The organism is Pseudoalteromonas sp. 1181_04, from assembly GCF_052850545.1.
Genome location: NZ_VXCS01000013.1, coordinates 40,635 through 55,144, shown reverse-complemented (window position 1 = coordinate 55,144; position 14,510 = coordinate 40,635). Strand labels below are relative to the sequence as shown.

Genomic DNA, 14,510 nt, shown 5'->3' with positions numbered 1-14,510 from the left:
TTGCGTTAGTTTAACTATCAAGGTTTACTTGCTCATGTTAAGTGAGCTTGTTTGGAGTAACTATGAATAATGTAGACATTGCATTTATCTCTCATGGTGGCGGCCCAATGCCACTGTTAAATGAACCAAACCATACACAATTGGTTGCTTATTTAAAATCACTTGCAAGCACGCTAAAAAAACCAAGTGCCATTTTATTAATTAGCGCTCATTGGGAAGAGTCAGTAGCGACTATTACTGCCAATGCAGCACCGGGGATGATTTACGATTATTATGGTTTTCCGCCAGCTGCCTATCAAGTGCAATACCCAAGTCAGGGAGAGCCCAAGTTAGCTGAAAAAGTACAACAAGTGTTACAACATGCTGGTATTGAAGCGAAGTTAGATCATCATCGCGGTTACGATCATGGTTTGTATGTGCCTTTAACATTAATGTACCCAGCAGCCGATATACCCGCGATTCAACTATCACTAGTGAATAACTTAGATGCTGCACAGCACTTAGCAATCGGTAAAGCGTTGCAATCTTTGGATTATGAAAACTTATTAGTTATTGGCTCTGGTTTTTCGTTTCATAACATGCAGGCATTTTTCGCGCAGGATAATCAGCAGAGCCAAATCAATAACCACGAATTTGAACAGTGGCTACGATCGACCTTAAGTGATAACACCGTGCCTGAACCAAAGCGTAATTTAATGATGCAAAACTGGCATAAAGCGCCTCATGCACGTTATTGTCATCCGCGAGAAGAGCATCTATTACCACTGCATGTATGCTATGGCTTAGCTGGCAGAGCAAGTGATGAATATGAAAATGTTACTATTTTCAATAAGCAATCAAGCGCATTTGTATGGCGAAGGAAAGAGCAAGGTATTTAATATTTGAATCATTGATCTTCTGTGTAGAGTCAAATCGTGGCGGGCATTTTTTAATTTATTTATTCAGAATTGATACGACTGAGTGGATCCGAACCGCTGACCTTTGGACCGGGTGATCAAGAGTGGGTAGTGCTCTAACCAGCTGAGTTGTAGTTTACTTAAGATTTATAAAGTAGGTTAGGCTGATTTTTGTTTTTACTTGAATTGGTACGACTGAGTGGATTCGAACCACCGACCCCTACCATGTCAAGGTAGTGCTCTAACCAACTGAGCTACAGTCGTACAATATATTTGAATGGGACTTTTACTTAAATTTGGTACGACCGAGTGGATTCGAACTACTGGCCTCCGGACCGGGTGATCAAGAGTGGGTAGTGCTTTTTCTTACGATAGTACTTTTATTTAAAATTTCCTTAAATTTGGTACGACCGAGTGGATTCGAACCACCGACCCCTACCATGTCAAGGTAGTGCTCTAACCAACTGAGCTACGGTCGTATCATAAATTTAAGTTGTGCTAATTGCTTAACAACGGTCGCTAATATATAGCGTGCGCTGAAGTGAATCAAGCGAGAAACGCTTTTTTTAGTTCGTTTGCCGTTTTTTTATTCATATTGGGCTGATTTCACACGTTTTATAAAATTTTTGCCACCAAATAACGTGTGTTTTGGTGGATTCTTTAAATGCTGTGAGTATATTACTTGGCTGTGCTGGGCTTAGTAATGCCGTTAGTTGCGGTTGTATTGGGCTGGAGTCTTGCCATAATGCTTGATACAACGGCATTAGGCGCTCTAAAGCACCTGATAGTTGAGCCTGATAGGGTTGTAACTGCTGCAAGTAATACTTCTTGAATACGTTGCTGAGGATCTGTGCTTGGCGTTTATTTTTTAGCGGGTTGCATAGTGTGCTTAGCTCAATATTCGCTAAAAAGTTACTAGTACTATTATTTAGCTGTGTTTGTTGGCGTACTGCGCTTATTAAAGCTTGATTGAAGTTAAACTGGCGTAATTGCGCCAGTAGCGGGTAGAGCGCTTGAGAGTCTATTTGTGCATATTGCTGCTGTATTATTTGCTGTTTTAAATTCACTAGGCTTTGCAGCGCAAGTTCGGTTTCTACAAGGCCGGCTAAGTTTGTATCAAGTGTATAGCCGGTTAGCTGCCATGTGCGTTTTAGTTCTGGGTCTTTATAAAGTAGCTGCTTGAACTGATCTAATAACTGTTGTTTTTTATTATGTAATTCGTTACTTATGGCTTGATAACTTTTTGAATCAGGTTCTAGACTATGTAAGCACTGTGGTGCAAATTGAATAAATTGAAGCTGGTATATTAACTGGCTAGCAGGAGAGGCGAGTTTTCCTAGTTGACTATTATGTTCAGCAATAAGGGTATTGAGTTTACAGTGTGAAAGTTGTGCCAGTTGCAATATGCTCAACTGTTGTGCATTTGTTGGTTTGTTGTTGCTAACAGCTGATAGCGCAACATTGGTAAGTTTTGCTGTATCAGGAGTTGGCTTATCTAACGCATTCGCGAGGCGCTGCTGATATTCTAAATACACATCAGCGGGTTTATCTGTGCATGCACAAAGTAGCAGTAAACAGCACAGTAAACTACAAAGGTAACCAAACTGCGACGTTTGGTTACCTTGTTGGTGCGATTTTTTAAGCGCTTTTAAGTGGTTCATGTTTGAATCTATTCGCGACAGTGAGCATTAATAGCACTGCGGCTACACTTAAGCCGACGATGATACCTACCCAAAAACCATGCGGGCCCATTGCTGGCACTATTAAATCGGTGCGTGCTAAAACAAAACCCAGTGAAAAACCAATCAACCAGTAAGATATAAAGGTTATATACGAAATCGGTGCTGTGTGTTTTAAACCCCTTAATATACCGTTGGCAGCTACTTGTAAGGAATCAGGTAGTTGATAAATACATGCTAGAATCATGATTGACGTTGCTAAGGCAATAACACGTGCATCATCTGTATAAAGTTGACTGATCACGTCACGGCCAAAGAAGGTTATGGCAGCAAGTATAACGGCAATGATCATGGCTAGAATATAGCTTGTTGAAATAGCCTTTTTAAGCTGCTCAAAATGATGTTGGCCGTATAAATTGCCAATCCGAATACTGATCGCAATAGATAAACTCAGTGGCATCATAAACAGCAAGGTTGTGACACTTGCAGCAATCTGATGGCCGGCTACCGCAACCGCACCTAAGTGCGCAATAAATAACGGAATACAGGCAAATAAAGTGACTTCAAAAAATGTAGCAAGTGAGATTGGTATGCCCACCTTAGTAATTGCCCACATGGTTGGTAATTGCGGTGCTTGAAAGTTTGCTAATAGTGTTTTGGCATCTACTTTTTTACTTAACTGGCAATAAATAACTTGTGCGATGGCCATTGCAGTAAATACCAATGCGGTGGCAATCCCACAGCCTGCACCACCGAGTGCTGGCATACCAAACATACCGTGAATAAACACATAGTTGGCTGGGATATTGATGGCTAAACCAATTAAGCTGATATAAAAAGCCGGCTTTGTCATCCCCATGCCTTCGGTAATATTACGATAAACACTGAATACTAAAAATCCAATAATGCCCCATTTTACAAAATGAATATAGTCATAGGCCATATTGGCAATAGCAGGGCTGGTATCGAGTTTGAGAATAATAATATCGGCAAAATAGGCAATAGATAAACCGATAACACTCAATACACCAGCTAGGTACAAGCCTTGTTGAAAGTAATGGCTGATGCCGGTTTTATCGTTAGCGCCGGAAAATTGCGCAATTATGCCAGTCAGGGCTAATAATATGCCTTGCAGAGCCAACATGGCGGGGTTCCATACGCCGGTTGCAATTGACAATGCTGCTAAATCGGTAGGACTCACTTGTCCTGCCATGATGGTGTCGACCACTGACATTAAAACTAAGGTTACTTGTGCTAAAAAAACGGGGATTGCCAGAGAAACTAACCGTTTGGCTTCCCAACTACAAAAAGTCATATCACTTACTACGTAAACTGAAGAGGCAGATAGTGTAATCGATAAAGCACAGAATCAAAAATTATAGCGATGAGTCAATGTTATTGATTACAGTAATAATAACGTGGATCGGGTAAACTAAAGCGTTAAATAATATGAATAGTATCTACTTTAGGTAATAAAAGGTGAATTGATTTATGTTTACAGGAATTGTGCAAACACAAGCGACGGTGATTTCGACTAACCAGCAGCAAGGTGTGATGCGTTTAGTGCTCGCTGTAGCAAAGCAATATGTTACAAAACTTGAGTTAGGTGCCAGCGTTGCCATTAATGGTTGCTGTTTAACGGTTGTTAAAGTAGAAAATATCTCTGATCAACCGCTTGCTCAGGTTCACTATGATGTAATTGACGAAACATTACAGTTAACTAACTTAGGAAAGCTTATTGCTGGCAGTACCGTTAACTATGAGCGCTCTATGACTTTTGGTACTGAGTTAGGTGGGCATATTGTATCTGGTCACATTCACTGCACCGCCCAGATTGAAAATATTATTCATACACAAGATAATTGTAAAATACAGTTGTGCTTACCAAGTAAATGGCAAAAGTATGTGATGTATAAAGGTTTTGTATCAGTCAATGGCGCTAGTCTCACGGTCGGTGAAACCGATGAGCAGGGCTTTTGGCTGCATTTGATCCCAGAGACATTAGCTATTACCAATATTGGTAAGGCTGTAATTGGTGATGCGCTAAATATCGAAGTTGATCAACAAACTTATACCATCATCAATACGGTCGAAAACTACTTACGGCAGCAGGCTTCGTAGTCAAATATAAATGCTAGGCTAAAATATTTGTTCGTCATCGCTGTCTATATGTAACTCTACCTTGCTGTTAGCATAGTCAATATGCATATTAAAATGGATAGGGTTACAGCATGCTGCGCAATCTTCGAAGTAATCTTGATCGCCATCACTAGCATCAAGGGTAATATGAATATGATGGCCACAATGTGGGCAGCAGATCCGTTGTGAGAGTTGGTTTTTCATAAATGATTCAACCTTACAAAGCAGAGCAATAAAAGGTAATTATTTATCGCTGCTGATAAATGGTTATGCCCCCCACAATTGAACGCTAGCGCCTGTCATTGCTGGGGTTGTTCAACATTAAGCGATACCTAAATATAGTCTGCTTTATTCATTTATGACATCTATTTGACAATAAAAACGACCTTATTTCAGTAGTAGTTCTATTTTTTGTTTAGCTTCAGTAAGATAGTGGCCGGCAAAGATATTTGCATGATTTAAAATAGGGTAAAGCTGGTAAATTAACTTACGTTGCTCATAGCCCTGTGTTAGTGGGTAATGCTTGTTATAGGCGATGTAAAAAGCGTCAGGTAAAGGAGCAAACAGTTCGCTCATGGCAATATCAACTTCCCGATCACCATAATAGCAGCTCGGATCAAATACACTCGGTACTGATTGAATAAATCCCATGTTGCCACGCCAAAAATCGCCATGCAACAATGATGGTTTTACGGTATGACCATGTAGCATGTCTTTTATCAGGGCGACAAAGTAATCTTTGTCGACGAGATCAATGCCTTTTTCATGTAGTAATTGGAGCTGCCAGCCAATGCGCTCTTCGGCAAAAAATATATTCCATTTTTTATGCCAGCGATTGGGCTGAGTTGTTGGGCCAATAAAGTTATCCTGATCAAAACCAAACATAGCTTGGCGATGTTTCAGATGCAGGCTTGCAAGGTGGCTACCCATAATATGCCAGTTGGTATGAGGTTGTTGGTCAAGTTCAAGCCATTCTAAAACGATAAATGAAAACTCAATATTAGCACCTGTAGTGATACAATCTGGCACCATAAATAAGCTCTCTTTAGTGAGCAGTTGTAAATTGTGGGCTTCGTTTTCAAATCGCTCTAAGTCACTACGATGAGCTACTTTAACAAAATACTGGTGTATACCATCACTGAGTTGAAATAATTTATCGCTATTAGGGCTTTGCAGTTGGCGTTTTATAGTGTGTTTAAAGTCAAAATGCATTGCTTGGCTGATCTGTTCGTTAACCGTATTCCACATAGCATTGTTCACCTTTTATACAGATAGTTAAACTATGGCAAAAAGTAGTTAAATAAACAAACTCTTGAGAGTAAAATTAATATTTTGTAAGCGCGCGCTTAGATTTATGCAACAACCAAGTGGAGAGAATGATGAATAAAAGCCTTATTACCAATGTAATTGCCGGGATTTTAGTGGTGGCGGGTTTTCTATTTGACCAAGCAATTGTACTGTCAATCGGCTTATTTGCACTCTCAGGCGCAGTGACTAATTTACTCGCAGTGCATATGTTATTTGAAAAAGTACCTTTGTTATATGGGTCGGGCGTGATCCAGCTGAAGTTTGCAGGGTTTAAAGTGGCGATTAAAAATCTTATTTTAACCGAGTTCTTTTCAGAGCAAAAAATATCTCAATTGTTAGGCAACAAAAATATCAATGTTGATCTACAGCCAGTGATCAATGAAGTCGATTTAAATCCTGCTTTTGATAGCTTACTTGACGTTATTGAGCACTCCCAATTTGGTAGCATGTTAGCTATGTTTGGTGGTAGTGCCGCGGTTGAGCCGATGCGCGAAGCATTTATTGACAAAATGCGTGGTTCATTACTTAATATGAGCGAAACCGATGAGTTTAAAAGCTTGGTGAATGAAAAATTAACGCAATCAGGACTCGCAAGTGATTCGTTGTTTAACACGGTTTCTGGCTTAGTTGATGAGCGTTTAGACGAGCTGACACCAAAAATGGTCAAAGATATTATACAAACTATGATCCGTGAGCATTTAGGCTGGTTAGTTGTATGGGGCGGGGTATTCGGTGGTTTGTTTGGCCTGATTGCTGCAATCATATAAATTAATTTTAAGCAGGCCAACGACTCGCCTGCTTAAATTTGATATTGCTTAGCCATACTACTTAGAACCGGCAACAACCATAATTGTTTGTTGGTCTAGTTTTGCTAAATCTTGAATTGAGGTACCCGTTGTCGTTTCAAGGTTTAGATACTTTGCCGTTTTATTAAAACCGTAAGTTCCCGCAAATTTTGCGATACTCAAGTTGTTACAACGTAGTTTATTGGTTACGGTTGTTTTGCTAATACGTAAGTCTTTCATTGTTGCATAAAGTTGCAAACGTTTATTGGAGCTCACAGCCATACAAATTTGAGTGCCAGGGCTATTATCAGCTGCAACAAATTGTGCTGCTTCAGTATTGGTTGTAGTAAGTGCTGCTGAGCTTAAAAGTAACGTTGTACAAAGTGTAGTTGTTAAAGTATTCATCATCATTCTCCAGTGGTTTGGTATGTTTGCTTGTTGACGAGTTAAATATTAGCTTTATTTTTAAATAAAGCTGTAAATGAAAATCGACAAGATGTAACACCGTGTGTGGATGTGTTTTATAATAACTAACTATCTGATAGTAAATGATTTAATGTGTGTTTTTTGACATATTTCAAACAAATTATTTTTCACTTTTTTTATTGCTTTTGGTTGTTTTTCAATCTGCTTTCATAGGTTTTACATGCTATTTACTTTAGAGTCATTGCACTTTGTTGTGCAGCATTACTGACATATTTTTCAACCCTGTTATGATCGTCTTGATTATCAAATACCTGTCTATTAGGAGACTCTGTGAGTAAAACATTGGCGAGTTATTATCAGCAAGCATACGCCTGTGAACAGCATAATTTTAACCGTTGCTTTTATTGTGGCTGTGAAGCGACTGAGCGCGATCATTGCCCGCCATTGCATATGCTACAAAGCATTATTGATTTAGGTGAAGAAGCTGAGTTTATTAGTATTCCAGCGTGCTATGAATGCTATGCAATATTGCATAACGAGCGCTTAATGACGATTGATGAACGCTTTACTAAGTTAAAAAACAAACTCGGTGCCAAATATGCTAAACCACTGCGGGTTTATAATATGTGGCATGAGAATGAACTTAGCGATATGAGTGATGAGTTTGCACATAGCATTAAAGCGGGTATGGCGTTAGGAAAAGAAGCCGCAGAGCGCTTGGCGTTTAGTGGTTTTAGTTATGCAACCGAAGAAGCCAAGGTCACAGTGCGAGAAAAAACGGCTGAGTTTGATGTCGAAGGCGCCATTTTTACTGATTTTAAAGAAGCTTTAAATTATTGTATTAGCGAATTAAAAGTACAAAAAAGTGATTTTTATAAAATTTTAGTAGAAGACTACCAAGGTGATTTTAATAAAGCCTTGAGTCAGTATCGTCATCGTCACGATAAAGTGACTGCCGCTAAAGATGGCGATTGCCTAATTAAGGATTTTTCAAAATTGCATAAACAAAATTCAGACTTCGTAACTCGAACTGTTAAGCACTTTATTAGTAAAGATCCAAGTTTGACAACAGAAGCTGCACTTGAGCAACTGTATAACAATTATATTAAGAAATAACATTCATCTTATATAAATGCAGCTCTAGCTGATTTTTTAGCTTTATGTTGTGTGTTTATATAAAGTAACAAAAAAACAACAACAGAGACTAATATGATGCAAAAATTTGCTCCTTCATTGTTGGTTGTTGCACTTGGTGTGGCGATTGCCGGCTGCCAAGACAACGGCCCACAAGACGACAAAGTAACAATCAATAAAAATCCATATCCAAGTACCTATAAGGTACTTAAATCAACCACGACGCTTATCACCAATGCAACAGTACTAACAGGTACAGGTGAGCGTTTAGAAGAAGCCGATGTATTACTTGTTGACGGAAAAGTGCAACAAGTCGGTAAAGATCTAACTGCACAAGCTGATTTGACTATTGATGCACAAGGTAAATGGGTTACACCTGGGCTTATTGATGTACATTCACATTTAGGAGCATACCCAAGCCCTTCTGTTGAATCTCATCAGGACGGCAATGAAATGACCAGCCCAAATACTGCCGAAGTGTGGGTTGAGCATTCAATTTGGCCGCAAGACCCTGGCTTTAACCGCGCGCGTGAAGGCGGTATTACCGCATTACAAATTTTACCCGGCTCAGCTAATTTATTTGGTGGTCGTGGGGTTACTTTAAAAAATGTTCCATCGCACACGATGCAGGGTATGAAGTTCCCTGACGCACCGTATGGTTTAAAAATGGCCTGTGGTGAAAACCCTAAGCGTGTTTACGGGCGTAAAGGGGTATTACCATCAACACGAATGGGCAATATGGCCGGTTATCGTGAGGCTTGGATAGGCGCCGCTGAATATAAACGCGCGTGGGATAAATACGATGCTGATTATGCAGCAGGTAAAAATCCAGAGGTGCCGCATCGTGATATTAAATACGATACATTGCGTGGTGTATTAGAAGGCGAAGTTAGGATCCACAATCATTGTTACAAAGCAGAAGAAATGGCAATGATGATTGACCTTTCAAAAGAGTTTGGTTATCACGCGGGTACTTTCCATCACGGTATTGAAGCATACAAAATTGCTGATTTACTTGCAGATAACGGCTCATGTGCTGCGCTTTGGCCTGATTGGTGGGGCTTTAAAATGGAAGCTTACGACATGGTACAAGAGAACGTAGCGATTGTTGATGCGGTTAAAAATTCTTGTGCTGTTGTTCATTCAGACTCTGACACCACTATCCAGCGCTTGAATCAAGAAGCCGGTAAAGTAATGTACCGCGCTAACGATAATGGGTTTAATATTTCAGAACAGCACGCAATTAAATGGATCACTTCGAATGCTGCAAAATCGCTAGGTATAGCTGATAAAACCGGTTCACTCGAAGCTGGCAAACAGGCTGATGTGGTAATTTGGAATCAAAGTCCGTTTAGTGTTTATGCTAAAGCTGAGCAAGTATTTGTTGATGGTGCGAAAGTGTATGATCGCTACGATGATACATTCCAAGCACAAAGCGATTTTATGTTAGGTCAAAAATAAGGAGTAACTAGGATGACAAAATTAACACATTCATTTTCACTCTCGCTAGTTGCTGCTGGTTTGTTAGCAAGTACTGCGGTGAACGCCCAATCAGTCGCGATCATCAACGCCACTGTTCATACCTCAACTGAGCAAGGTATTTTACAAGGCGCTAGCATCATCATGGATGAAGGCAAAATTATTGCTATTAATCCTGCAACAGTCGAAGCTGATACGATTATTGATGCCAAAGGGCAAATTGTTACAGCTGGCTTTATTGGCAGCATGAATCAGTTAGGTCTAGTTGAAGTGGGCGCTGTTGCTGGCTCTCGCGATGCTGGCGATGATAAAGCGGGGATCGATTTTGATCCAAGCCTAGCATTTAATGCTCACTCAAGCTTGATCCCGTATGCACGTAAAGGTGGCATCACCCGTGATGTGATCACCCCTCATGGCGGAGAAAGTATTTTTGCAGGCCTTGCCAGCGTAGTTGATTTAAGCGGTGAGTTTGACAGTGTTAAGCAAACGCAAGTCGCGCTGGTAGTTAATTTAGGTGAGAAAAGCAAAGGCTCGCGCGCAATGTCGCTGAAAAACTTGATTGATAAGTTAGCAGCACATCAACAAAAAGCCAGCAAAAAAGATAAAAAAGACGATGCTGTACCAAGCACTGAAGATAAAGTGCTCGATAAAGTATTAGCGGGTGAAATGCCACTATTAGTAACGGCTTCTCGCGCCGCAGATATTATTGAGCTAATCAAAGTAAAACAACAGTTTTCACTTAATTTAGTGATTGCAGGCGCACAAGATGCCGTGGTTGTAAAAGAGCAATTAGCGCAAGCAAATGTTCCAGTCATTGTAAGTTCTATGGAGAGCTTGCCAGGCAGTTTTGATTCGCTACATGCGAGTTTAGATAATGCAGGCAAACTCGAAAAAGCAGGCGTAAAGGTGTTGTTGTCGATCGCAGGCGATGCCAGTCACAATGTTTATCAATTGCGTTTTGACGCGGGTAATGCGGTTTCTTATGGCATGACACAAGCGGGTGCATTAAAAGCGATAACAGCGAATGTTGCTGATGTATTTGGAATTAATGCCGGTAGTGTGGCGGTAGGTAAAGCTGCTGACTTAGTGATGTGGAACGATGATCCATTTGATTTTACTAGTCACGTAACTAAAATGTTTATTAACGGCGAAGAAGTTTCAACTGAAGCACGCCAAGATAAACTCCGTAAGCGTTATACTACTGACTCAGATATGCCTCGCGCATATACTAAGTAACTACGTTCAGCTTAGTAACTTGAACAATTTAAAGGCTGCATTTGCGGCCTTTTTGCTTTTTGTATCAGTGAAAAATAAAACATTATTTAAAAACCACAAAAAAGGCGCTCACTTTAACAGTGAGCGCCTTTTAAATTTAAATCGATACTTATACTAGTTTAGCTAAGATATCGTTAAATGTTGTGCTAGGGCGCATTGCTTTAAATGCTGCATCATCATTTGGTTGGAAATAACCACCGATGTTTACAGCTGGGCCTTGTGCATCGTTAAGTTCGTTAACGATTTGTTCTTTGTTGGTTTCTAAATCACTGGCGATTTGTGTGAACTGTGCTTTAAGTTCACTGTCATCGTTTTGCTTGGCAAGCTCTTGCGCCCAGAATAAAGATAGGAAGAAGTGAGAACCACGGTTATCAATTTCTTTCACTTTACGAGACGGTGATTTGTTTTCAGCAAGGAAAGTACCTGTTGCTTTATCAAGGGTATCAGCTAGCACTTGTGCTTTGTTGTTACCAGTATTTACAGCTAGGTGCTCAAGTGATGCCGCAAGTGCTAAAAACTCACCTAACGAATCCCAACGTAAGTGGTTTTCTTTTTCGAATTGTTGAACGTGCTTCGGTGCTGAACCACCCGCGCCAGTTTCAAATAAACCGCCGCCATTCATAAGTGGTACGATTGAAAGCATTTTTGCACTCGTACCAAGCTCAAGAATTGGGAATAAATCAGTTAGGTAATCACGTAATACGTTACCTGTTACTGAAATAGTATCTAGGCCATCTTTAATGCGTGCAAGAGAGAATAAGGTTGCTTCAAGTGGTGCAAGTATTTGAATATCAAGGCCAGATGTATCGTGGTCTGGCAAGTATGCGTTAACTTTTTTGATTAACTGTGCATCGTGTGCACGGTTTTCGTCAAGCCAGAAAATAGCAGGGTTACCGGTAGCGCGTGCACGGTTTACAGCTAATTTTACCCAATCTTGAATTGGTGCATCTTTAACTTGGCACATGCGCCATACATCGCCTTGCTCAACAGTGTGTTGTAGCAATACGTTGTCAGCACTATCAACAACACGGATCACACCATTTGCTGGTGCTTCAAATGTTTTGTCGTGTGAACCATATTCTTCAGCTTTTTGTGCCATTAGGCCAACGTTAGGAACGCTACCCATAGTGGTTGGATCAAATGCACCGTGTTCTTTACAGAAATCAATTGTTGCTTGATAAACACCAGAGTAACAACGATCAGGAATGACAAAGCTAGTATCTTGTAATTTACCTTCACTGTTCCACATTTGACCGCTTGAACGAATTGCAGCAGGCATAGACGCATCGATAATCACATCACTTGGTACGTGTAAGTTAGTGATACCACGATCAGAATCAACCATCGCAATTGCAGGGCGTGTAGCGTATACAGCGTCAATATCAGCTTCGATTTCAGCGCGTTTAGCATCGTCTAATGTTTGGATTTTAGCGTAAACATCACCAAGACCATTATTAACATCAACACCTAGCTCAGCAAATAAAGCGCCGTGCTTAGCAAAAACGTCTTTATAGAATACTTTTACCGCATGACCAAAGATGATTGGATCAGATACTTTCATCATGGTTGCTTTCATATGTAATGAAAACAGAATGCCTTTTTCTTTTGCAGCATCGATTTCAGCCGCTAAGAAAGCTTGTAGTTTCGTAATACTGATTGAAGATGCGTCAATCACTTCACCAGCAAGTAATGGCGTGCTTGCTTTAAGAACAGATACGTCGCCATTTTCAGCAACGTGCTCAATACGTACATCAGTAGCAGTATCGAGTGTTACTGATTGCTCAGAGCCAAAGAAATCGCCTTCGCTCATGCTCGCAACATTTGAAGCAGAATCTTTGCTCCATGCACCCATTGAATGTGGGTTATTACGTGCATATTCTTTTACAGAGCCAGGAGCACGACGATCAGAGTTACCTTCACGTAATACTGGGTTTACAGCACTACCTTTGATTTTGTCGTACGTTGCTTGAATTGCTTTTTCTTCATCTGTTTTAGGTTCAGCAGGGTAGTCTGGCAGTGCGTAACCTTTTGCTTGTAATTCTTTGATAACAGCACGTAATTGTGGAACTGATGCACTGATATTTGGTAATTTAATGATGTTTGCTTCAGGTTTTTTAGCCAGCTCGCCTAATTCAGCAAGCGCATCACCAATACGTTGTTCTTCAGTTAAATACTCAGAAAAGTTAGCAATAACACGACCCGCTAAAGAGATGTCACGTGTTTCAACTTCAACGCCTGCGGCATTAGTGTATGCTTGGATGATCGGCAGCAAAGAGTATGTTGCTAGTGCCGGAGCTTCGTCTGTTTTAGTGTAGATAATTTTTGATGTCATCATCATTCCTAGATAGTAGGCGTAAGAGCCATATTCAACAATGCAAAGAAATATCATCGCCATCATGCGTGCACGACGTGACAATGATCAGTCAGTTAGGTGTTAATACTGTTGATTAAATAATCACACCTGACGAACTGTATTTAATTTTATGTTATTTATAAACTAAGTAAATTAGCCATTAGCCTAATTATTAGTGTTTAAAGGGCCTTTTGAGGCTGCTTTTAAGCACCTAAGAGTGTAACAAGCTTGGCAACAAAGGGCTAATAACAAATATATACCCAAACCATCTCAAGATGCGAGTTTCAGTTGGAATTAAAAGCGATTTAGGCAAGGCATTGATTGCAAATAATAGTGGTTCTATTGTTAAAATCAATAACGCAGTATAAATCGCTTTTAAACCAACCCGTTGGGCGTTTCACAGGCACTTACTCTCATCGTTGTTACTTCTTAAAAGGGACTGCCATTGTTGCAAAGTAACGCCTTGATATTAAGCCCCTGTGAAACGCTGGATTCTGCATCTTGAGGTGGTTTGGGTATAACATGGGGGTATTAAAAAAGAATTTCAAGAGGAAGGATAGTTTTTGTTCATTCTGTACGTTTAATTTCTAATAGATTAAAAATGCCAGCTTTGAATCTGAATGTACAATTTAGTTGGGATTAAATAAATTTAGAGGAATTAAGCGAGGATCTTTACAGGTCGCTCGCTTTAGTCGAACGTCTAAACAACTACACTAACTCTTCGTTAGGCGCTATATTAGTCGCATGCATGCCTTTAGGGCCTTGCTGCAATTCGAATGTTACATCTTGACCAGCTTTAAGTGTTTTATAACCGTCCATTACAATCGTTGAGTAATGGGCGAATATATCATTCTCGCAGCCGTCTTCTACGATGAAACCAAAACCTTTGGCATTATTGAACCATTTGACTTTACCACAAGCCATACTTCTACATCCTTCTATAAGTTGACTAATTTAGTTATTCTAAACCGTATAGTTTGATAGACTGACTAAGGTTTAATCAATCTACAATTGACTGTAGTTTATTTCGCCGATC

General features: G+C 40.0%; 13 protein-coding genes and 2 tRNA genes. 6 read left to right on the top strand and 9 right to left on the bottom strand.

Annotated features, from left to right (window positions below; genetic code table 11):
- Positions 1-62: 62 nt before the first annotated feature.
- Positions 63-878: a DODA-type extradiol aromatic ring-opening family dioxygenase gene (locus FW757_RS12175; protein ID WP_446441258.1), complete on the top strand. Its 816-nt coding sequence runs from the start codon at positions 63-65 to the stop codon at positions 876-878.
- Positions 879-1,083: 205 nt separating this feature from the next.
- On the opposite strand, the gene FW757_RS12170 is transcribed toward FW757_RS12175, so the two are convergent.
- From FW757_RS12170 to FW757_RS12155, 4 genes are all read right to left on the bottom strand, one after another.
- Positions 1,084-1,160, bottom strand: a tRNA-Val gene (locus FW757_RS12170).
- 138 nt (positions 1,161-1,298) lie between these two features.
- Positions 1,299-1,375 (bottom strand) — tRNA-Val (locus FW757_RS12165).
- 111 nt (positions 1,376-1,486) lie between these two features.
- On the bottom strand, positions 1,487-2,557 hold the full coding sequence (locus FW757_RS12160) for a DUF3080 family protein (protein WP_446441257.1): 1,071 nt from the start codon (positions 2,555-2,557) through the stop codon (positions 1,487-1,489).
- Positions 2,535-3,890 carry an MATE family efflux transporter gene (locus FW757_RS12155; RefSeq protein WP_149982349.1) on the bottom strand — a complete coding sequence of 452 codons (1,356 nt, stop codon included), beginning with the start codon at positions 3,888-3,890 and terminating at the stop codon, positions 2,535-2,537. Before FW757_RS12155 ends, FW757_RS12160 begins: the two co-directional genes overlap by 23 nt.
- Before the next feature lie 176 nt (positions 3,891-4,066).
- Between FW757_RS12155 and FW757_RS12150 the strand changes: the two genes are divergently transcribed.
- Positions 4,067-4,696, top strand: coding sequence for a riboflavin synthase subunit alpha (locus FW757_RS12150; protein ID WP_182739764.1), 630 nt, complete (start codon positions 4,067-4,069; stop codon positions 4,694-4,696).
- A gap of 18 nt (positions 4,697-4,714) precedes the next feature.
- Here the strand turns inward: FW757_RS12150 and FW757_RS12145 are convergent, their stop codons facing one another.
- Positions 4,715-4,918 carry a CPXCG motif-containing cysteine-rich protein gene (locus tag FW757_RS12145; protein ID WP_145233067.1) on the bottom strand — a complete coding sequence of 68 codons (204 nt, stop codon included), beginning with the start codon at positions 4,916-4,918 and terminating at the stop codon, positions 4,715-4,717.
- Between the two features lie 183 nt (positions 4,919-5,101).
- On the bottom strand, positions 5,102-5,962 hold the full coding sequence (locus FW757_RS12140; RefSeq protein WP_182767555.1) for a fructosamine kinase family protein: 861 nt from the start codon (positions 5,960-5,962) through the stop codon (positions 5,102-5,104).
- Between the two features lie 131 nt (positions 5,963-6,093).
- Between FW757_RS12140 and FW757_RS12135 the strand changes: the two genes are divergently transcribed.
- Entirely contained in the window at positions 6,094-6,789 is a 696-nt protein-coding gene (locus tag FW757_RS12135) for a DUF445 domain-containing protein (protein ID WP_182717355.1), read from the top strand.
- Positions 6,790-6,846: 57 nt separating this feature from the next.
- Here FW757_RS12135 and FW757_RS12130 read toward each other — a convergent pair whose 3' ends face one another.
- Positions 6,847-7,212 carry a DUF3718 domain-containing protein gene (locus tag FW757_RS12130; RefSeq protein ID WP_149982345.1) on the bottom strand — a complete coding sequence of 122 codons (366 nt, stop codon included), beginning with the start codon at positions 7,210-7,212 and terminating at the stop codon, positions 6,847-6,849.
- A 351-nt stretch (positions 7,213-7,563) separates the two neighbouring features.
- Here FW757_RS12130 and FW757_RS12125 point away from each other — a divergent pair, with 351 nt between their 5' ends.
- The 3 genes from FW757_RS12125 to FW757_RS12115 all read left to right on the top strand — a co-directional run bounded on the left by FW757_RS12125 (position 7,564) and on the right by FW757_RS12115 (position 11,082).
- Positions 7,564-8,349: a hypothetical protein gene (locus FW757_RS12125; protein WP_145233071.1), complete on the top strand. Its 786-nt coding sequence runs from the start codon at positions 7,564-7,566 to the stop codon at positions 8,347-8,349.
- Positions 8,350-8,445: 96 nt separating this feature from the next.
- Positions 8,446-9,828: an amidohydrolase gene (locus FW757_RS12120; protein ID WP_182739777.1), complete on the top strand. Its 1,383-nt coding sequence runs from the start codon at positions 8,446-8,448 to the stop codon at positions 9,826-9,828.
- Positions 9,829-9,840: 12 nt separating this feature from the next.
- The gene (locus FW757_RS12115) at positions 9,841-11,082 is read left to right on the top strand and encodes an amidohydrolase family protein (protein WP_145233072.1); all 1,242 of its coding nucleotides are present in this window, start codon (positions 9,841-9,843) and stop codon (positions 11,080-11,082) included.
- A 148-nt stretch (positions 11,083-11,230) separates the two neighbouring features.
- Here the strand turns inward: FW757_RS12115 and FW757_RS12110 are convergent, their stop codons facing one another.
- Together FW757_RS12110 and cspD are read right to left on the bottom strand one after the other, a co-directional pair.
- Positions 11,231-13,453 carry an NADP-dependent isocitrate dehydrogenase gene (locus tag FW757_RS12110; protein ID WP_145233392.1) on the bottom strand — a complete coding sequence of 741 codons (2,223 nt, stop codon included), beginning with the start codon at positions 13,451-13,453 and terminating at the stop codon, positions 11,231-11,233.
- A gap of 729 nt (positions 13,454-14,182) precedes the next feature.
- A complete protein-coding gene (cspD, locus tag FW757_RS12105) occupies positions 14,183-14,398 on the bottom strand; it encodes a cold shock domain-containing protein CspD (RefSeq protein ID WP_054204685.1) in 216 nt (71 codons plus the stop codon).
- Between the last annotated feature and the right edge of the window lie 112 nt (positions 14,399-14,510).